We start from the raw sequence: 20,411 nt of genomic DNA on the forward strand, positions 1-20,411 counted from the left end.
CATGCTTGCTGGAATTCCTTTCTCACTGTATTACAATGATGATGACATTGTCGTCTTATTGTTTTCCGGACTTAGCACTGCTCTGCTTGGATTTATTATGTGGATTCTCACATCAAAAAATCTCGAAAAAGAATTTAGTAAACGTGAAGGTTATCTGATAGTTACGCTTGGCTGGTTTTTGATGTCAGTGTTTGGCGCACTCCCATTTTATTTCTCCGGGTACTTTTCTTCATTTACAGATGCATTCTTCGAAACAGTATCTGGTTTTACAACAACCGGGGCATCAGTATTGAGCAATGTGGAAGTACTACCGCACGGATTGCTTTTCTGGAGAAGTATGACTCACTGGATCGGCGGTATGGGAATAATTGTTCTTTCAATAGCTATACTTCCGTTGTTAGGAATTGGCGGGATGCAGTTGTTCCAGGCTGAAGTTGCAGGTCCAAGCAAGGACAAACTTCATCCTCGTGTCAAAGAAACGGCTAAGCGACTCTGGGCAATTTATGTTCTGTTTACCGGAACTGAAACTTTGCTTCTTTTATTTGGAGGAATGAACTTGTTTGATTCACTCTGTCATTCTTTCGGAACTTTGGCAACGGGAGGATTTTCAACAAAGAATCAAAGTATAGCATTTTATAATTCACCTTTTATTGAATATGTGATTATCTTTTTTATGATGATCGGCGGGACTAATTTTTCACTTCATTATCTCGCTCTGAAAGGTAAGTTGTTCAACTACTTCAAGGATAGCGAATTTAAATTTTATTTGACTCTGGTACTTTTTGTTGTGATATCATCTTCGCTCTTCCTGATAATTTACAATAACCAATCAGTTGAATCATCTTTTAGAGATACTGCATTCAGTGTTATTTCGGTTATCAGTTCTACAGGTTTTGCAACAGTTGATTACCAGAAGTGGGCTCCGTTTTTCACAGAGGTATTTCTAATTCTACTTTTACTGGGTGCTTGCGCCGGATCAACAAGCGGTGGAGTGAAAATGGTAAGATATCAACTGCTGTTAAAAAATAGTTTGCTGGAATTGAAAAGATTGATACACCCGCAGGCTGTTATTCCCGTCAGACAAAACGGTAAAGTCATTCAAACCGAAATTATCGCAAAAGTTGGTGCATTTGTTCTTCTTTATCTTTTTATTTTTGGCATCGCTTCGGTCATTCTTGCTATCACCGGTTTAGATTCCACATCGGCAATGGGTTCTGTTGCGGCCTGCCTTGCTAACATTGGTCCCGGTCTAAATGTAACAGGTCCGGTATCAAATTATAGTTCGGTTACTGATGTTGGTAAATGGGTACTAAGTTTCGTAATGCTATTAGGAAGACTGGAAATTTTCACCATTCTCATTCTCTTCTCACCTTCACTCTGGAAGAAGTAAAATAATAATTGTCTCTCCATTTTTGATGATTTAGATTTGTAATGTGAATTACAGAATAGTCCTTAACATAACCAGTTTTCTTATAATGCTGACCGGATTTTTCATGCTGACTGGTATCGGATTTTCAGTTTACCACCAATCTGATGATATATTTTCTTTACTCGTTTCGGGACTCAGCACAGCACTGCTAGGTTTTATCATCTGGATATCTACGCGGAAAAGTGAAATTGCAGAACTAGGAAAACGTGAAGGTTATTTAATTGTATCACTCGGCTGGATAATAATGTCGCTCTTCGGTGCAATACCGTTTGTTGTCCACGGTGCTATCCCAAATTATACTGATGCCTTCTTCGAAACCATGTCCGGTTTCACAACTACCGGGGCATCAATATTATCTGACATGGAAAAAGTTCCGCATGGATTACTCTTCTGGAGAAGCTTAACTCACTGGCTTGGCGGAATGGGAATAATTGTGCTTTCCCTTGCAATTCTCCCTTTGCTTGGTATCGGTGGAATGCAGCTTTTTACTGCGGAGGTTCCCGGTGTAATAAAAGATAAAATTCATCCGAGAGTAAAAGAAACTGCAAAAAGACTCTGGGGTATTTATGTAATTCTCACTGCTGCCGAAACTTTGTTGTTAATGGCGGGTGGTTTGAATTTTTTCGATTCTCTCACTCACTCATTTGCTACAATGGGTACAGGAGGATTCTCCACAAAGAATACAAGCACTGCCTATTTTACTTCACCCTATGTACAATATGTATTCATTGTTTTTATGTTCCTGGCAGGAATGAATTTCACTCTGCATTACTTTGCTATCCACAGAAATTTCAGTTTTCTGAAAACCAACACTGAGTTCAGATATTATTTCAGCTTTATTGTGTTTGTTAGCTTGTTTGTGATGATCATCCACATTCCTCATGTAGATTTTCACTGGGAAGAAGGAATACGTCAATCGCTGTTCCACGTCGTATCGCTTACAACAACTACAGGATTTGTTTCGTCGGACTATGAAAACTGGGCTCCGTTTTCCAGGATGATTTTTTTCGTTCTGCTTTTTGTTGGAGGATGTGCTGGTTCTACAGGCGGTGGAATCAAATTTGTAAGACAGGTTATTTTATTTAAGAACGGCTGGACTGAACTAAAACGACTGATCCATCCCCGTGCTATCATTCCAGTAAAGTTCAATAACAAAACTGTTACTGCCGAAATTGTATCGAACGTTCAGGCATTTTTCATTTTCTATATTCTGCTTTTTGTATTTGGTTCGATAATTATTTCTCTACTCGGAGTAGATTTTGTAACGGCAATTGGTGCGACCGCGACCTGTATCGGCAACATCGGCCCCGGAATAGGGACTGTCGGTCCGGTCAACAATTTTGCTCATCTCCCGGATTCCGTTAAATGGATACTCAGCTTTCTTATGATGGTTGGGAGGCTTGAGTTATTTACCGTGCTGGTAATTCTATCTCCTGCTTTCTGGAAGAAGTAGATTATTAGAATTTCAATTTAGTCAGATCATCCTTTTTACCAATAACAATAATTATGTTATCAGGTTCAAGCTTATAATCAGCAGAAGGTATCAACTTAAACTTTTCTGAAAGCACATCTTTAATTGCAACAACTTCCAGGTTGAATTTATTCCTCAATTGCAGTTCTTTCAGCGACTTGCCTGAAAATTTATCCGGCACTACAATTTCAACAATGCTGTATTCGGGAGCGAGAGGTATGTGCTCGATTAAATTCGGTGCAGTCAATCTCTCGGCTAATCTTGTTGCTGAATCTTTTTCCGGGTTAATGATTTCGTTTGCACCTAACTTTTTCAGAATTGCACCGTGGATTTCTTCCACAACTTTTACAATTATATGCTGCACACCCATCTCTTTCAGATACAATGTAACTAAAGAACTTGATTCGATTGTGTCACCAAGATTCACAATAACCGCGTCGACATCCGGCTGAATAAATTCCTGCAGAATAGATTTTTCTTTTGCATCAGCTATTATCGCTTCGGTAACGAGTTCTTTTATTTGTTCGATCCTCTTTGCGTTGGAATCTATTACAAGAACTTCGTTTCCCCTTTTCATAAGTGATACTGCTGTACTGAATCCGAAATTCCCCAAACCAATCACTACATATTGTCCCATAAAATTTATCCTTTATTTTTTAACCGACTAAAATTTCATCTTCCGGATATTGGTATGATGATACTTTTTTCTTTCTGAGAATTGTAAGTCCGATTCCCAATGGACCGACTCTTCCGATCAGCATAGTTATTATTATAACAATTTTGCCAAATGGTGTCAGGTCAGCTGTTATGCCGGCAGACAATCCAACCGTACCAAGAGCAGAGCCGACTTCAAAAACTATTTTTAAAAAATCTTTATCCTCACTCATCGTTAGAGCCAAAACTGCTGCAATAAACCAGAGTAGTGCTAATGCTGCAATTGACAAAGCTCTCTTTACAGTATCATCAGAAATTTTTCTTTTAAGTGCCAAAACTTTTTCTCTACCAGTTAGCTGGTTATAAAGTGAAATAAGAATCACCCCGAAAGTTGTTTGTTTAATTCCTCCTGCTGTACTTCCTGGCCCTGCGCCTATATACATTAGTATTATCAGTATGAATAAACTTGCTCTTGTCATCAATCCGATATCCACAGAATTGAATCCTGCAGTTGTTGAAGCTGAAGATGCTTGAAAGACTGATAACAATATTTTATCCAGATTACTATTTGAACCGCTCCAATTCTCAGAAATAAAGATTATTCCGCCGCCGATCAGTGTGAGAATTAATGTTAAGCTTACAATAAGTTTTGTATGCATTGACAGCCGATGTGGTTGTTTGCGCTTAGGTGAAAAGAGAACTGCAAGGTCATATAAAACAAAAAATCCAAGCGAGCCAAGTACCATTATCAACACGACAACAAAATTGAAAGAAAAGGAAGTTCCATATTTGATAAAGCTGTCCGTGTAAGTTGAAAATCCTGCAGTTGTAAATGCTGATATGGAATGAAAAACCGCTGAGTATAATGCTTCACTAAATGAAAAGTACTCCATCCAATAAATTGTTAAGAAGATTACACCAAGTACTTCGATCAGAAGTGTTGATAGAATCATAATCTTCGTAAACTTTAACAGGTCAACACTTGTTGGCCTGCTTATCGATTCTCTCAGTAGTATCCTGTTTGACATTGAAATCTTTCCCGCAAAACCAAGCACTGCAAGCGATATAAATATCATATATCCCAATCCGCCTATCTGGAATAAAATCATTATTACTGTCTGTCCGAACCTGTTGAAATAAGTTCCTGTATCCACAACGATTAACCCTGTTGTTGTAACTGCAGACATCGAAGTGAAAAGTGAATCGAGGAATGAAGTGTATTGACCATTTATAGAAGAAAAAGGCATCATCAGGATGACAGCGCCAATAACGCTAAGCAATGAGAAGCCAAACGTTAAGCTGCGGATGGGTGTGAGAAGGTTACGGAAAAATCCGAACTTTTTCATAAGGTGTTGAGAAATCTCAACTCGACTGGTTTCACAAAAAGTAAAATCATAACCTGTATTAACTTAGCAATAATTTTGACGATTGCTAATCACCAATAATGTATCCATAAATGATAGAATTGATTGAAAACGTGAGTATTTCAATCCGAAATTGTAATACAGAATTTAATTGCTAATTTTGATCCCGTAATTATGCCAATTAACATCCAGAGAAAATTTCTTAAAGTCTTCAGGAAGTCTGCTTCAAGATTGATTCAGGTTATTATCCTCTGCCTTTGGTTTATAAACCTGTTGACCTGCTCGTTGATTTATCAAAATGCGTATACACTTTCTTCAACATCTGATATACCGGTACACACATTAATAAATTACGATTTAACGTCACCAGAGAAACTCTTTTATTTTCAGAATGAAACTAAACGGATAACTGAAAACCTGAAGGTTCAGCCGCTTTTCAATCTGAATCTTGCTGTTCTGTTAAAAACGGATTTGCATCAAAAAAAATTTGCTGAGATCTCAACATCGGAAGACAGGCCAATTCTATTATTTGTTTTTATCGAAACCACAAATCCCCGCAGCCCACCGTACACCTTTATCTGATCGTTCTTCATAAGTAACAAACAATCATTTTCAAACTAAAATTTGAAAAGCTTTAATAGCTTTTTTGGATAAAGGAAAAAATATGTCAACTACTCAAAATGAAAAGAAGAATTCATTCCTGAAGGATGTGTTATTCGGGATATTAGTACTTGTGCTGCCGCTTGTGATATTATATTTATTGTTCGCTTAGCAATAGCATTAAAGTTAACAACCGATACTATCGGGCAACAGTCAGATAGTATCGGTGAATTTATAGACTAAATAAAAATTACGACTGCGTGAAGTACGGTCCATAAAGAAAAATATAAAAGTGCAATTTTTCTCATTTGCCTGGCCAGGGCACCGAAATAAATTCCTTTCACGATCGTATTGCTCATCATCGATATTAAAATTGATGCAATCACAATTCTATCGATCATCGTTTGCTTTGTAATTAAAGAAAGAATAAAAGGATCAATATCAGTTACGCCAACTATCGCCGATAAACCCAGCACTCCGGTTTCTCCGAGATACTGTTTAACCCAAATAGTGATTATTGAAAGAAGAACAAAAAGCGAAGCAAATATTAATGCTGGTTTTACTTCAAACGGATTTTGAATTGTAGATATTGAAGCTGCAGAGGAACTTTGAGTTTTATCCTTAATTAAAACCGCAAACAGAATTCCTGCCGCAAAGAGAATAATTAACTTCCACCAGATCAGAACACCAATTGCAGGATTTATTAAAAATATTATGACCAATATTCTTAAATACATCACACTGCTTGCCAGGATAGTTGCTTGCAAGGCTCTTTCGGAAGTAACGTTATTATTTTTCGCAAAATTACCCATGGCAATACTTACAGCGGTGCTGGACACTATTCCACCTAGTATTCCGGATAGCCAGATCCCTACTTTATCGCCAAACTTCTTCATTAAAAAGTAGCCGACAAATCCAATTGATGATATCAGGATAACAAGCTGCCAGATCCGGTAGGGATTAAGATTATATTTAGTATAATCTTTGTCAGGTAGAGCAGGAAGAATAATTATAGTAACAATGAGAAATTTAATTACAGCAAGAAATTCTGCTTTATCAAGCTTCTCAATGTATTGTTCAAGCTTAGCTTTTTCTGAAAGTAAAAGTGTTGTGAAGATACCAATCGCCATTGGAATCCATATATCTGCGACGAGTGATAAAACGCCAACCACAAAGGTTAGTATTGCGGCCATTTCGCTTGTCCAGCCGATCGCGCCTGTTTTTTGCTTGGCAAGATATCCCGCAAGGGACATCGCTCCGATCACAAGGATACCAACCGGTATGATAAATTCTATACTTAATCTGAATAACCAGGCACACCCAAAGCCGAATAAACTGATAAGAGTATACGTTCTTACTCCCGCAGTTAGTTTGGTTGATATTGTAGCGCTTCTACTTTCTCTCTCCAGACCAACCAGAAAACCTAATGCAATAGCGACAAGAAATCTTAGTTGATCATTCCATTCGATTAAATTCATAGCTGATTAGATTTTACTGTCAAAAATTACAACAAAATTGTGAATGTATAATGGAGATCTAAAGGAGATAGTAGCTTTTTCAATAACTCATATTATTAAAAAACCGTTTCACCAACATTATAAGGATAAGTCAGAATATCGGGTGCATTCGGAAATACCCAAATAAACTAGCCTGTGTGAATTAAATACAGATTAACTTCACATTAAAATTTTTTAACCATTCAGTAAAAATCGGCAACACATTTAGGTCGGGACTTCAAAAAATCATTTTATTGACAATTTAATCCTGCTGGATACTCAGATTATCTCCGGCATATAGATTGTATTTGTATTATATTTGTGCGCAATTTGAAAGAATAATTAAGATGACAGGCAAAGAAATCCTCAAAAAATATAAAGATCCAAAAAATTTTTTTAACAGAGACTTAAGCTGGGTAGAATTTAACCGCAGAGTTATGGAAGAAGCCTTGAATCCTGAACTTCCTCTTCTGGAAAAGGTAAAATTCATTTCTATCTTCTTTTCAAACCTTGATGAATTCTATATGATTCGCGTATCAGGATTGAAAGAGCAGATTGCTGCTAATATCCTTGAGCCCACAATCGATGGTTTGACTCCTCTTGAACAGGTTCAGAAAATTGAAAAAGTTTTAAGACCAATGCTTAAGCAGCTGGATGAATACTGGAATAATGAAATTGTCCCGGCATTACGCGAACATAAAATTTACGTTCAGAAGATCGCTGAGTATTCACCGGAGGAAAGAAATATACTTCGTGAATATTTTAAAAAAGAAATTTACCCGATACTGACACCTCTTGCGTTCGATCCGGGAAGACCTTTTCCATACATTTCGAATCTCAGCTTAAACCTTGCGGTACTGATTCGTAATCCTAAAGGTGACACTCATTTTGCAAGAGTGAAAGTACCAAGCACTTATACAAGACTTCTGCCAGTTGATGATATTCTTAATCCGTCACGTCGACCGGATAATAATGGCGGCTTCGAAGCTAAGTTTATCTGGTTTGGAGATCTTATCAGAGCAAACCTCGATTTACTTTTCCCGGGTGTTGAAGTGGTTGAAGCTCACAAATTCCGTGTCACACGCGATACTGATATAGAATTGCAGGAAGATGAAGCTGATGATCTGCTTCGTGTTATTGAAGAGAACATCAGGCAAAGAAGATTCGGACAAGTGGTGAGACTCGAAGTCGAAAGCACAATGCCTGAATATATGCTGGAAACTTTAATGGAAAACTTAAGGATTAAACGGGAAGATATTCACATCGCTGACGGACCTATCGGGTTAAGTGATGTAATGAGTCTCTACAAACTTCCTCTCCATCAACTTAAAGAGAAACCATTTTACCCGATTGTACCAAAAACATTTGAAACCGAAGAAGATATATTTTCGGTTATTAAGCAAAAAGATATTCTTCTCCATCATCCATACCACTCATTTACACCAGTTATTGAATTTGTAAGGAATGCAGCAAGAGATCCTGAAGTTCTCGCAATCAAGCAAACATTATACAGAGTTGGTACTGATTCACCTATTGTTAAAGCACTGATAGAAGCTGTTGAAAGAGGAAAACAGGTTGCGGTACTTGTTGAGCTTAAAGCAAGATTTGATGAGGAGAACAATATCTTCTGGGCACGTGAACTGGAAAAAGCCGGTGCACATGTTGTTTATGGTTTGGTGGGATTAAAAACTCATGCAAAAATGACTTTAGTAGTGAGAAAAGAATTTGACGGAGTAAAAAGATACGTTCACCTTGCCACTGGAAATTACAATGCAGTAACTGCCAAAATTTATACTGACTTCGGACTATTTACCTGCGATGAAGATATTTGTTCCGATGTCTCTGATGTGTTCAATTACTTAACAGGCTACTCGAAACAAACGGAATATAAAAAGCTTTTTGTATCACCAGTTAATATGCGTGAAAAAATGCTCCAAAAAGTTTTCCGTGAAATTGAAAACGTTAAAGCCGGCAAAGAAGGCAAAATTATCTGGAAGATGAACTCCCTGGTTGATCCTCAAACTATTAGTGCTTTGTATGAAGCTTCCAACGAAGGAGTTAGAATCGAATTAATAATCCGTGGTATTTGTTGCCTCGTTCCCGGTGTGGAAGGGCTGAGCGAGAATATTAAAGTCAGAAGCATTGTAGGAAGATTTCTCGAGCACAGCAGAGTATTTTATTTCTACAATGATGGGAACGAAGAAATGTATATGGGCAGCGCCGATATGATGCAGAGAAATCTTGATGGAAGAGTTGAAACTTTATTTCCCATCGAGAATGAAAAAATCAGAAATGATGTGATGAAGACTCTTATCAAAGCATCTCTGAAGGATAACCAAAAAGCACGCACCCTTTTAGATGATATGACCTATAAAATGGTAACACCGAGTAACGGCGCAAAACTCATAAACAGTCAGGAGTGGCTGATGAAACAGGTTGAAAAAAAATTCCGGACTAACTGTAAAATCATAAAAGAGACTCATTAAGGAACTTCCTCTCTCCATTCAATTGCTTATCTTTTGAGCAATTATTTTTAATAATCATAAATTAAAATCAGATAAAACCATGACTGAAATAACAAAAAGCGGTATTCTTTCTGCTATCAAGAAAATTGATGATAAAAATTTCAACAAAAACTCACTAACTCTTAACTCAATAAAAAAAATTGAACGCAGCGGCAGTTCTCTGACCGTCGATATTTCAATCCCGGCTCTGAACAAAGAGACAAACTTCGACTATAATAAAATTGCAGATATTATTAAGCAGGAATTTCCTGAGCTTCACGATATTCATCTGAATGTTCAGCAGAGAGTATCAACTGTAACTACTCATAAAGATCCGAAGAAAGAAGCAATTCTTCCCGGAGTTAAAAACACAATAGCTGTTGCCAGCGGTAAAGGCGGTGTTGGTAAATCAACTGTTGCTGTCAATCTTGCGGTTGCTCTTGCTAAAGACGGTGCAAAAGTCGGATTGATCGATGCGGATATCTACGGACCAAGCATTCCGCTGATGCTTGGAGTAAATGAAAAACCAAATGTAATCCAGGATGATGGAAAAGTCAGGCTAATTCCTCTCGAAGCATTCGGATTAAAAATGATTTCAATTGGACTTTTAATTGATGATAATGCCCCGTTAATCTGGCGCGGACCGATGGCAAGTGGAGCCATCAAACAATTTATGACCGATGTTGCGTGGGGAGAACTAGATTATCTTGTTTTCGATATGCCTCCCGGAACCGGTGATATTCAATTAACTTTAGTTCAGACAATTCCTCTGACAGGTGCTGTTATAGTCACAACACCACAGGAAGTTTCTCTCATCGATGCAAGAAAAGCTTTGAAAATGTTTCAACGAGTAAATGTTCCCGTACTCGGCTTGATTGAAAATATGAGTTACTTCATCGCACCGGATACAAAAAATCGATATGATATATTTGGTTCCGGCGGCGGTGAAAGAGTATCGAGAGAATTGAAAGTTCCTTTCCTCGGCGGTATTCCAATAAATCCACAAATAAGAGAAGGCGGCGATAAAGGTATACCAATTGTCTTCGACATTCCTGATTCTAAGGATGCCGAAATAATCCTTGATATTTCAAGAAATCTTGCCGAACAGGTGAATATCAGAAATTCAAAAGCGCCGGGAAAAGTTGAAATACTTCTTGGTGATGATGATTAACGGACTGTCATCACTTCGTCCCGTTAAAAACGGGACTCGCAATGACAATTCGCATATTTCATTTCAAAATTTTCATTAGATTTACAGAAGTAAATTAGTAATACCGATGAAAGAGGAAATTTTAAAAGCACTTGAGTCAATAAGACCTTTCCTGCAGGCAGATAATGGCGATGTTGAACTTGTTGAAATAACCGATGAGAATATTGTCAAAGTCAGGCTTACTGGTGAATGCGAAAACTGCCCTATGTCGGTGCTTACGTTACGCGCCGGCATCGAAAGAGCTTTGATGAATAATGTGCCAGGCATCAGGAGAATTGAAGCAGTAAATTAATTGCTTTATGACAGATTCAACTTACAAGCACTTTACTAAATTCCTTTTATGGACTGCAGGAATAATTATTCTTCTTTACCTTTTCTACCTGCTCACAGAAATAATTATCATATTGTCTTTGTCAGTTCTGCTGGCGTTTATATTTGCGCCGTTCGTTTCTATGCTCGAGGGAAAAGGATTTAACCGGCTTACTGCAACTTTGATTATGTTCGCTGTTTTCGGATTCATCATTTACTTTAGTCTGTCAATAATAATCCCGAAGTTTGTTTATCAGATGGAACAGTTGATAAGTTCGCTTGAAGGTTTTTCCTTTGCTGAGGAAATGAAAATACTTGAAGGAACCCTATTACACTATATACCCTTTCTCAAATCCGGCGACCTGACACAAAGAGTTGAACTATTCATCACCTCGCAGATTACAAATATTTTTGACAGTATCTCTACTGTACTGTCAAGTGTAGTTTCAATAATAGCAGTGCTGGTGATTGTTCCATTTATCACGTTTTTTATTTTGAAAGATTACAGAAGAATAATGCAGGGTCTGCTTCAAACTATTCCGAATAAATATTTTGAGATGTCATATTACATTCTGAAGAAAGTATCATTGCGTCTTGGATTATTCGTGCGTGCCTGGATTTTTGATGCTACATTTGTCGGAGTGATGATTGGCTTTGGTTTTTATTTCATTGGCGTCCCCAATGCTTTACCACTTGGAGTAATCGCAGGTCTTGGACATCTCATCCCATACTTTGGACCAGTGATCGGCGGTATCCCTGCGATAATAGTTTCGATAGTTCAGTACGGAGATCTTTCACAGGTTCCACTTATTCTGCTTGTGGTTTTAATTACTTACACTTTCGATAATGGTTTTGTTCAGCCGTATGTTTTCGGTAAGAGTGTTGATATGCACCCGATCGTAATAATTCTTCTCATAATCAGCGGAGGGACTTTGTTTGGTCTGATGGGAATGCTGCTTGCTGTACCCGCTGCAACAGTTGTTAAAACCTTTACTAAAGAAATTTACTTCGCAAAGAAGAATTATAAAATTGCGAGAGTATGAGATTGAACTATAGAAGATGACATCTCATTGAGAGATGTCATCTTTAAAAGAAGTTACTTGAGCAATACAATCTTCTTAGTATCAACAAAAACTTGTCCTGAGCCTTTCGAAGGATTGACTGCTTGCAATTTATAGAAATAAACCCCGCTTGTTAATGCACTTCCATCAAATTCAATTTCATAATTGCCAATTGGCTTTTCTTCATTTATCAATGTTGTAATTTCATTGCCCAATACATCATACACTTTGAGTGTTACAAAACTCATTTCTGGTATTTGGAATTTAATTGTTGTTGTTGGGTTGAATGGATTGGGATAGTTTTGTTCGAGTGCAAATTCAGTTGGTACAGAAAAATCCTTTACACCAACTATAGTATCTATTCGTACCAATACATAATCATCTAAATACCATTGAGATGAATCGGGATTGGGCCAGTTGCTTCCCAAAAGATCTGTTACAGATAGTTGAAGTTTACAAGTATCGCCTCCGTTACCGAGAGTCCATTGCCACGCGTGAATAAGATTACCCTCAAAATAGTATTCAGCCAAATCACTATTTAAATCTACAATTAGTTCGTTATGCATCCACGTATCATAAGAAAATGAAAATTGTGCAGTTCCCCATCCACCAGCTAGTAAAACTCCGTTACCTAATGGATTAAATTTTACATAAAATCCCCACTCAGTTGAATCAGGACTATAAAAAGCTGCTAACTGCCCCCAGCTAGCGGTGTAAGCTGTGGGAATGTATAAATAAAAACTAATGCTATAGTAGCCACTATCAAAGTCTGGAATAGGTTTAACAAGGTCGTTATTCTGCTGAATCCAAACCGAGTTCGTTCCGCTATAAGCAATTGAGTTAGTCACGTAAGGATCTTCAACCGGATCGCATGGAAGACCGCTCCAAGTATCCCAATTAATCGAGTCCTGACAAGCCAATTGTTGACCGGCAGTAAATGATTCAAAATCATTCTGGAATAGAATTAGGGAATCTTCCTGCCCAAAGACAAAAGATGAATTTAAAACCAATAAACCCGTAATAAGATTGCTGAGAAAAGACATTTTGCGCATGACATCCTCCCAATAAAGAAATTTTAATAAGTGTTTATTTATTAACACTACTCCTTGGGGGAAGCACAAAATTCCGGAAGGAAGAAAAGAGAAACTATATTCTACACGTTTCTCCTAAGGGGCAGAACTGCTATTAATAATATGCAAAGATTTTACAAGATAAAAAAGCAACTGTTGGTGAGTGGCAAGTAAAAAGAGAATTTTATTAAAAACGCAGGATTAAATTAAATCAAACTTCGCTGGACAATCTCTCAATCACATCTGTAGACTTTATTCCATCAGCTTCAGCGCTGAAGTTGGTAATAATCCTGTGGCGAAGGACGGGAAGCATTGCAACTTTTACGTCATCAATGTTCGGAGTGAATCTTCCCTGGATAACTGCACGGGTTTTTGATGCAAGAATCATATACTGCGAAGCTCTCGGTCCTGCGCCCCACGTTATCCAATCTTTAATGAATTGTGGTGAGTTTCCATTCGTTGGTCTGGTCATATTTGCAACTTTAACTGCATACTCGATAACATTATCAGCAACAGGAACTTTTCTTACAAGATCCTGGAACTCAAGTATCTCATTGGCGTTCAAAACTTTTTCAAGCTTTGCTTTATATTCACTCGTTGTTGTTTCGACAATTCTGATTTCCTCTTTGAAAGATGGATAATCAAGCCATAGGTTGAACATAAACCTGTCAAGCTGTGCTTCAGGCAAAGGATATGTTCCTTCCTGCTCGATCGGGTTTTGCGTTGCGAGAACAAAGAATGGCTGAGGAAGCTGATAAGTTGTTCCGGCTGCAGTCACTTTATTTTCCTGCATTGCTTCAAGAAGTGCTGCCTGAGTTTTGGGAGGTGTTCTGTTTATTTCATCTGCAAGAATAATGTTTGCAAAGATTGGTCCTGAAATAAACTTGAAATTTCTTTTTTTGCTTATGGCATCTTCTTCTATAATTTCTGTACCGGTAATATCACTCGGCATTAAATCGGGAGTAAACTGTATTCTGCTGAATTTTAAATCAAGAACTTCAGCAACAGTTTTTATGAGAAGTGTTTTTGCGAGCCCGGGAACTCCAACTAATAAACAATGTCCTTTTGAAAAAAGTGAAATCAAAAGCTGGTCAACTATTTCATCCTGACCAACAATTGCTTTTGCGATTTCTGATTTTACTTTCTTGATTTTTTCGGCAAGCTTTTCAACAAGCTCAACGTCATTTCGACCGGTGGGAGTTTCTTTCAAATTTATTTCCTTTTAAAGTTTGCTTCTAGCTTTCGGATGCTAAGTTTTAGATGGAAAAATTATTATAATGTTTCTTTTCACTGCTTACTAATTACAGTCTTACTTCCCAATAAATTTTGTCACGTAGTGAAGCAACCCACGTATCATACTGCTTTTGTTTTTTATACTCGTCAGCCAGCCGTTTTAATTCAGTGTAATCTTCTTCAAGGCTTGCAGGATGCTGCGGTACCCTGGTTTGAAGATAAACTATATGATAACCATAAATGCCCTGTCCATAGTCTATTCTTTTGGGAAAGCTGATTTCCTCTTGTTTCATCTTTGATACAACATCAAGAAGATTTTTATCTAACTGATTTATATAGAATGTTCCCAAATCACCCGAGAACGGTGCAGTCTCTTTATCTTCACTGTATTTTTTTGCATAGAATTGGAAAGTATTAACTCCATTTACAATACTATCTCTTATCTCTGTCAGGAATTCGATTGTCTCAAGGTCGGCTCCCTCATCTGTTTTAAACTTAAAGAGGATGTGACGGGTTCTAATTGATTCACCTCTTCGTTCAAGCAGCTCGATGATATGGTAACCAACCGGAGTTTCAACAACGTCCGATAACTCACCAACTTCGAGAGCAAATGCAGCAGCTTCGAATTGTGGATAGAAAACACCTTTCTTTACAAAACCTAGATCACCGCCATAAGTTTTGCTGCCCGGATCTTCGGAATATTTCTTTGCCATTTCTTCAAAACTTGCACCTTGCTTAATTGAATCAAGCACTGCTTGAGCGAAATCGCGGTATTGTGCTTTCAACCTGTCAGTTGTTTTTGGATTCCTGAAGATATGAAAGATGTGAAGCTTTTCCGGAATCATTCCCAGACTATCCTTGAAGTTGTAATAGAATTCTTCAACTTCACGACGGGACGCTTCAACAGGTGCAAAATTCTTTTCACGCAGACGCTGAACCATCAAACTTTTCCTTACATCTTCACGAAGCTCTCTTTTTATTTTCTCAAGACTCATCCCGTACATTTTTTCAATATTCGCTTCAGAACCATACTGCTGTTTGAGTACGTTTATCTGGTATTCAATTCTTTGAGCTACTTCAGCATCGGTCACTGTTATTGAATCAAGTTCTGCCTGCGCATAGACAAGCTTTTCATCTATCATTGTAAAAAGGATTTGCCTCTTCAAATCCGGAGATTTTGGATCGAGGCTTCTTTGGGATGCATAAATCGCTACCTGGAAATCAAGCTCGCTCTGGAGTATAATTTCATTATCAATAACGGCAACAATCTTATCTATAACCCCTGATTGAGCAAACAAAACTCCGGAGAATAGGATAAGGATAATTATCTTATTTATGAATTCTTTTATCATTTAATTTCTATCTCGCTTAATGAGTACAGGTCATCAATATAATTTTCCAGGGCTAATTCAGTTAGTGCAGATTTGTATCTTCTTTCAACTTCATTCTTCACTGCTATGTACGGGGGAACAGACTGCGCCGAATATTTTTCTAAAAGCTGCACAACAGTATAATAACCGTTGTCATCAGGAATGACAATGCTAATTTCCAGTGGGTAAAGTCCTTCGAGAACACGTATCAACCTGCCGGGATAAATATCCTGTTCCGGTATTAATGACTCGCTGGTTACACTGACAAGTTGTGGTAAATCTTTAAAATTTTCAACCGCAGTCTGCCAGCCATTTACAATTACTTCAGTACGGAACATTACAGCTGACTCCCTGTCTGAAAAAGTTATCCGGTTCAGAAAATAGGAATTAAAAGGAAGACGAAAACTTGATTGATTCTCCTTATAATAATTTTCCAGCTCCGCCTGCGAAACATTAAGCTGTGAAGATGCCGAAAAATTTTCAAGAAGTAATGAAGCTGCCAGTTGTCTTCTTGAATTTTCAATTGCTCTTTTAAATTCCTTAGAATCTGTAATTCCCTGCTTAACTGCTTCCTGGAAAAGAATTTCCTGTCTTACCCAATTTTTAATGAATGCCGACCGGAATTTTTCCGAAACAAACTGGGAGTCAGCCATCTCGTAAAGTTCAGATTCCAGAAGATATGTATCATTGACTCTCGCTATATAGGAATCCGGTTTTTCAGGTTTACTACATGAAAAAAGAAACAGCGATACGAGTAATAATCCTTTAATTATTTTCTGCCTGCTTAAAAGCATTCTCGAGTTCATTATAATAAACTTTCGGCTCGTATCTTTTCTCAAGACTTGTCAGGTAATCGTTCTCAAGTTTTTTACTAAGCATTTCCTGGTATTCACCTGAAACTTCAGCTTTAGCTTCTTCAAATGTTTTAATTCTTGAAGGCTGTCTGTCATTCAATTTGAACATTGCATACCCGCCGCCAAAAGCAACCGGTGCTGAATATTCACCAACACTGGCAATTTTATTTGCTTCTTTATAGAAATCAGAGTAATCGACAGACTGCAGATCATATTGTCCCTTGTCTTTCTTCTTCGTGCTGCGTTCTGTATAAAGAGCAGCTAAAGTATCGAATGATGCACCTTCTTTAAGCATGGTGTAATATTTCTGAATTGTTGAGTCCTGCATGCAAAAGATTTCTGTAAAGCTGATTCGCTCCGGCATAATGTATTTATCTTTATTTGAGTCCCAGTAGTTATAAACATCAGCACTGTCAATTTTTACTTTATTCCAGACTTCCTCCTCCTGAATTTTGAAGATGAAGATACCATCCTTGTAGTCTTCCATCAGTTGAGCGAACTGTGGATCTTCCTTATCAAGATTCATTGCTTCTTCCTCAAGCAGCATATCCTCTGCGAGTGTATTTATTGCATTTTCAACCTCAGCTATATCATCCATAGGCTTGGCAGTGATTTTTGAATTGCTGTTTGCTGCCTCAAGGAAATTACCAACTGTTACTTTTTTCCCTGAATATGAAAATAAAACATCATTTGCTATTTCATCATATTTTGGGTGAACCATTCCAAATCTCAACGAATCACTGTTTTCAACAAATCGGTCAAGACTATTTTCATCGATGGTGAAGTTATATTTTTTCTTCAGTGATTCAATCAATACTTCCCTTTCGTGCTGATATCTTTGCTTGTTAAACATGTTCTTCAGGTTTTCATACTCAGCTTCATATGGTTGGGTATCCATTTTATCAGTCAACTTGATTATGTGATAACCAAAGTTTGTTTGAACAAGATCAGAAATCTGACCGACTTCCATTTTGAAAGCAGTCTCATCAAACTCTTTTACCATCATTCTTCTTTCAAAGTATCCGAGATCGCCGCCTTTTTCCTTTGAACCGGGATCATCTGAATATTTGAGAGCCAATTCTTCAAATGAAGCTCCGTCTCTTAGCTGAGCTAAAACAGAATCAGCACGCATCTTTGCATACGCAGTGTCAATGTTGCCTTCACTGTTGTGGTAACCAATTAATATGTGACTTGCCTGAATTTTAGGGGTACGATGATTTCTCTCGGTAACTTTTATCAGGTGGTATCCGAATCTTGTTTTTACAACTTCAGGATAAATTTCACCAGCCTGTAAAGTGTACATCGGATCTTCGAATTCGTATGGAAGTAATCCAGCAGTTATGTAATAAATATCTCCGCCGTTAACTCCTGAGAATTTATCATCAGAATGTTTGATTGCCATATTTTCGAAACTATGTCCGTTCTTTATGCTGTCCAAAATTGCCTGAGCTTTTATTCTGGCAGCTTCATCGCCTGTTGAGTCTGGTCTGATCATTATATGACTAACTCTGAATTCTTCTTTTCTTCTATCATATAACTGCTTTATTCCAGGCTCATTCACTTTCTTTTCAATAATATATGAAACTCCAACCTGTTTCTGGTAATCTTTAAGTTCGCCCATCAGATTTTCGTCTTTATCGTAGGCTCTTACCTGTGCATCTCTAAGCTTCATTCTGAATTTAACATACAGGTCTAAAAAGTTTTTATATTCCTGCATGTCCTTGTTAACAGCGTTTTCCCAGCCGCCTACATTTTTTGCATAAGCGTGTTCAAACTCGTCTAAAGTGATTTCATATTTTCCAAATTCTGCTACTACCTGAGCAGGAACGTTGGCTATGATAATTAACTGAAAAAAAAGAAATGTTATTGTAAAACGATTTCGCCACATTTTGTACTTTCTCCTAATAATTTCTGAAAAATGAGAGGAGAATTTTAGGTATAGTGGGCTTGAAAATCAAGGGAAATTAAGCCTGACCCAGCGTAAATTGTCACCGGATCAGGCTTAAAATTTTATTTAATGAGGGATATTTTAATTGTTTGCTGAAAGTTATTAGCTATCATTCTTACAAGATATACTCCGCTTGCAAGTTCAGTTCCATTCAAGGCAATCTCTTTAATGCCGGGATTTACTTCTTCATTTAAAATTACACCGAGTTCGTTTCCAAGAACATCGTGCAGGGATATTTTTACATTCGATCTTTCAGGAACTGCAAATCTTATTTTAGTAGCTGGATTAAATGGATTCGGATAGTTCTGCAGTAGGTAATAACCTTCTGGAAACTGATCGCTTTCAGTATTCGTCACTAACGATTGAAGCGCCGCATAAGTGTTTATAATACCCCAGCCATATAAATTATCAGGATTGGTACTTTGAGAAGCTGTGTTTTTTAATAAGTCTGCCAGCTGCATCGGAGTTAAACTTGGATCAGCTTCGAGCAGCAATGCTGCAGCTCCTGCAGCCATTGGACAACTCCATGAAGTTCCGCTTCCCCAGCTGCTGAAGCATGAGTTAGAACTATTACAAGCAACATAGTTACTTGATCCCATAGCCATTACATCGGGTTTTATTCTTCCATCGACAGTTGGACCAACACTGCTGAAACTTGAACGATTTCCACTGCTGGTAACCGATCCTACTGCAATTACACTATCACCATCTGCGGGTGCACCAAGTGTATTATGTACATCATAACCTTCATTACCTGCGGAGTTAACGACAAAGATTCCAAGGCTCGCAGCATAATCGGCACCATTGGTAATTCGGGTTGTATTTCCATCCATATCCTGCCATGTATAGCTTGGGTATGGTGGATCAAAACCAATATATCCTAAAGAAGTTGAAGTGATATCTACACCAATACTATCAGCCCATTCGAGTGCTGCTATCCAGTTATCTTCTTCAATCGGTGTTTCGCTCTCAGTATTTTCAGTTTTTGCTAGAATATAATCAGCACCAAAAGCGGGACCGATTAATTGTCCTTCAAGAAAGCCGCCGATCAGTGATAATGTTGATGTCCCGTGAGAACCGCTTCCCATATCGTTCCCATTTTCAACATCAGGATCACCATTAACAAAATCCCAGGTTGCTATAACATTCAATGTGCTAAAAACCTGGTGAGTTGTCCAGCGATCAAAACCTGCATCAAGCATACAAATTGTAATTCCGTTTCCTGTATAGCCAAGATCATGAACCTGAGGTACTGAGATAATATTCAATTGTGTGACCGATTGCCCATAATTAAAGCTGTTTGTTCCTTGCGGTTTTGAAAAATCCGGATTCGATTCTTCGGGAGATTCATTAATAATTTCTTCCTCGAATTTATCAGATCTGAATCTGTAAACGATATCCATCTGTTTTACGAACGGTAATGAAGCAATTTGTGAAAGTTCAGAAGATTTAATCCATCCGCTGACGCCATTGAACCATTTGGATTTTTGCTTCAGTTCAAAACCGGCTAACTGGAGTTGACTAATGTAATTCTGATTAACAGGTAAATCTCTTTGAGAAATAATTTTATCTTCAGTGAGAACTTTTGCTCTTCTGTTCAAAGATTTTTCACTAACCACTGTCGCTGGCTTTTGAAAATAATTCTGAGTTTCATTACCTTTATCATTAAAGAAAACCCAAACCAGCAATGCCTCTGAGGGATTGGAGTTCTCCAGAACTGTATTTAATTGTGGTGTGAACTTTTCGACCGAAGACTGCGCAAACAAAATCCCGGCAAAAAGAATTACAAAAATGGTCAGATACTTCATTGTATACCTTTATAATATTTAATGAAAATT

The 20,411-nt window shown here is 37.7% G+C and carries 16 protein-coding genes; 7 read left to right on the forward strand and 9 right to left on the reverse strand.

Annotated features, from left to right (window positions below; all coding sequences use genetic code 11):
* Position 1 precedes the first annotated feature (1 nt).
* Together IPM14_10025 and IPM14_10030 are read left to right on the forward strand one after the other, a co-directional pair.
* On the forward strand, positions 2–1,390 hold the full coding sequence (locus IPM14_10025; protein ID MBK9098429.1) for a TrkH family potassium uptake protein: 1,389 nt from the start codon (positions 2–4) through the stop codon (positions 1,388–1,390).
* 103 nt (positions 1,391–1,493) lie between these two features.
* On the forward strand, positions 1,494–2,882 hold the full coding sequence (locus tag IPM14_10030; protein MBK9098430.1) for a TrkH family potassium uptake protein: 1,389 nt from the start codon (positions 1,494–1,496) through the stop codon (positions 2,880–2,882).
* A 4-nt stretch (positions 2,883–2,886) separates the two neighbouring features.
* Here the strand turns inward: IPM14_10030 and IPM14_10035 are convergent, their stop codons facing one another.
* Positions 2,887–3,537 carry a TrkA family potassium uptake protein gene (locus IPM14_10035; protein ID MBK9098431.1) on the reverse strand — a complete coding sequence of 217 codons (651 nt, stop codon included), beginning with the start codon at positions 3,535–3,537 and terminating at the stop codon, positions 2,887–2,889.
* Positions 3,538–3,556: 19 nt separating this feature from the next.
* A complete protein-coding gene (locus tag IPM14_10040; GenBank protein ID MBK9098432.1) occupies positions 3,557–4,900 on the reverse strand; it encodes a hypothetical protein in 1,344 nt (447 codons plus the stop codon).
* Positions 4,901–5,092: 192 nt separating this feature from the next.
* Here IPM14_10040 and IPM14_10045 point away from each other — a divergent pair, with 192 nt between their 5' ends.
* Positions 5,093–5,500, forward strand: a complete 408-nt coding sequence (locus IPM14_10045) for a hypothetical protein (GenBank protein MBK9098433.1) — start codon at positions 5,093–5,095, stop codon at positions 5,498–5,500.
* A gap of 257 nt (positions 5,501–5,757) precedes the next feature.
* On the opposite strand, the gene IPM14_10050 is transcribed toward IPM14_10045, so the two are convergent.
* Positions 5,758–6,996, reverse strand: a complete 1,239-nt coding sequence (locus tag IPM14_10050) for an MgtC/SapB family protein (protein ID MBK9098434.1) — start codon at positions 6,994–6,996, stop codon at positions 5,758–5,760.
* A 365-nt stretch (positions 6,997–7,361) separates the two neighbouring features.
* Between IPM14_10050 and ppk1 the strand changes: the two genes are divergently transcribed.
* The 4 genes from ppk1 to IPM14_10070 all read left to right on the forward strand — a co-directional run bounded on the left by ppk1 (position 7,362) and on the right by IPM14_10070 (position 12,080).
* Positions 7,362–9,500, forward strand: coding sequence for a polyphosphate kinase 1 (ppk1, locus tag IPM14_10055; GenBank protein MBK9098435.1), 2,139 nt, complete (start codon positions 7,362–7,364; stop codon positions 9,498–9,500).
* A gap of 79 nt (positions 9,501–9,579) precedes the next feature.
* Complete coding sequence (apbC, locus tag IPM14_10060; protein MBK9098436.1) at positions 9,580–10,689, forward strand: iron-sulfur cluster carrier protein ApbC; 1,110 nt, start codon at positions 9,580–9,582, stop codon at positions 10,687–10,689.
* 106 nt (positions 10,690–10,795) lie between these two features.
* The gene (locus IPM14_10065) at positions 10,796–11,020 is read left to right on the forward strand and encodes a NifU family protein (protein ID MBK9098437.1); all 225 of its coding nucleotides are present in this window, start codon (positions 10,796–10,798) and stop codon (positions 11,018–11,020) included.
* A gap of 7 nt (positions 11,021–11,027) precedes the next feature.
* Positions 11,028–12,080 (forward strand): AI-2E family transporter, encoded by a 1,053-nt coding sequence (locus tag IPM14_10070; GenBank protein ID MBK9098438.1) that lies wholly within the window; start codon positions 11,028–11,030, stop codon positions 12,078–12,080.
* Positions 12,081–12,133: 53 nt separating this feature from the next.
* On the opposite strand, the gene IPM14_10075 is transcribed toward IPM14_10070, so the two are convergent.
* From IPM14_10075 to IPM14_10100, 6 genes are all read right to left on the reverse strand, one after another.
* Positions 12,134–12,664, reverse strand: a complete 531-nt coding sequence (locus IPM14_10075; GenBank protein MBK9098439.1) for a T9SS type A sorting domain-containing protein — start codon at positions 12,662–12,664, stop codon at positions 12,134–12,136.
* Positions 12,665–13,379: 715 nt separating this feature from the next.
* Positions 13,380–14,378 (reverse strand): MoxR family ATPase, encoded by a 999-nt coding sequence (locus IPM14_10080; protein ID MBK9098440.1) that lies wholly within the window; start codon positions 14,376–14,378, stop codon positions 13,380–13,382.
* A gap of 91 nt (positions 14,379–14,469) precedes the next feature.
* The gene (locus IPM14_10085; GenBank protein MBK9098441.1) at positions 14,470–15,753 is read right to left on the reverse strand and encodes a peptidylprolyl isomerase; all 1,284 of its coding nucleotides are present in this window, start codon (positions 15,751–15,753) and stop codon (positions 14,470–14,472) included.
* Positions 15,750–16,577 carry a hypothetical protein gene (locus IPM14_10090; GenBank protein ID MBK9098442.1) on the reverse strand — a complete coding sequence of 276 codons (828 nt, stop codon included), beginning with the start codon at positions 16,575–16,577 and terminating at the stop codon, positions 15,750–15,752. Before IPM14_10090 ends, IPM14_10085 begins: the two co-directional genes overlap by 4 nt.
* A complete protein-coding gene (locus IPM14_10095; GenBank protein MBK9098443.1) occupies positions 16,537–18,513 on the reverse strand; it encodes a peptidylprolyl isomerase in 1,977 nt (658 codons plus the stop codon). Before IPM14_10095 ends, IPM14_10090 begins: the two co-directional genes overlap by 41 nt.
* 122 nt (positions 18,514–18,635) lie before the next feature.
* The gene (locus IPM14_10100; GenBank protein ID MBK9098444.1) at positions 18,636–20,381 is read right to left on the reverse strand and encodes a S8 family peptidase; all 1,746 of its coding nucleotides are present in this window, start codon (positions 20,379–20,381) and stop codon (positions 18,636–18,638) included.
* Between the last annotated feature and the right edge of the window lie 30 nt (positions 20,382–20,411).

The organism is bacterium (assembly GCA_016716565.1).
Lineage (GTDB): Bacteria > Bacteroidota > Ignavibacteria > Ignavibacteriales > Ignavibacteriaceae > IGN2.

Bases quoted from the DNA above. Each gene is read 5' to 3' on its own strand.
- IPM14_10035 (MBK9098431.1), bottom strand. From the start codon at position 3,537: ATGGGACAATATGTAGTGATTGGTTTGGGGAATTTCGGATTCAGTACA.
- ppk1 (MBK9098435.1), top strand. From the start codon at position 7,362: ATGACAGGCAAAGAAATCCTCAAAAAATATAAAGATCCAAAAAATTTT.
- IPM14_10065 (MBK9098437.1), top strand. From the start codon at position 10,796: ATGAAAGAGGAAATTTTAAAAGCACTTGAGTCAATAAGACCTTTCCTG.
- IPM14_10090 (MBK9098442.1), bottom strand. From the start codon at position 16,577: ATGAACTCGAGAATGCTTTTAAGCAGGCAGAAAATAATTAAAGGATTA.
- IPM14_10075 (MBK9098439.1), bottom strand. From the start codon at position 12,664: ATGCATAACGAACTAATTGTAGATTTAAATAGTGATTTGGCTGAATAC.
- apbC (MBK9098436.1), top strand. From the start codon at position 9,580: ATGACTGAAATAACAAAAAGCGGTATTCTTTCTGCTATCAAGAAAATT.
- IPM14_10050 (MBK9098434.1), bottom strand. From the start codon at position 6,996: ATGAATTTAATCGAATGGAATGATCAACTAAGATTTCTTGTCGCTATT.
- IPM14_10030 (MBK9098430.1), top strand. From the start codon at position 1,494: ATGCTGACTGGTATCGGATTTTCAGTTTACCACCAATCTGATGATATA.
- IPM14_10040 (MBK9098432.1), bottom strand. From the start codon at position 4,900: ATGAAAAAGTTCGGATTTTTCCGTAACCTTCTCACACCCATCCGCAGC.
- IPM14_10100 (MBK9098444.1), bottom strand. From the start codon at position 20,381: ATGAAGTATCTGACCATTTTTGTAATTCTTTTTGCCGGGATTTTGTTT.
- IPM14_10095 (MBK9098443.1), bottom strand. From the start codon at position 18,513: ATGTGGCGAAATCGTTTTACAATAACATTTCTTTTTTTTCAGTTAATT.
- IPM14_10025 (MBK9098429.1), top strand. From the start codon at position 2: ATGCTTGCTGGAATTCCTTTCTCACTGTATTACAATGATGATGACATT.
- IPM14_10070 (MBK9098438.1), top strand. From the start codon at position 11,028: ATGACAGATTCAACTTACAAGCACTTTACTAAATTCCTTTTATGGACT.
- IPM14_10045 (MBK9098433.1), top strand. From the start codon at position 5,093: ATGCCAATTAACATCCAGAGAAAATTTCTTAAAGTCTTCAGGAAGTCT.
- IPM14_10085 (MBK9098441.1), bottom strand. From the start codon at position 15,753: ATGATAAAAGAATTCATAAATAAGATAATTATCCTTATCCTATTCTCC.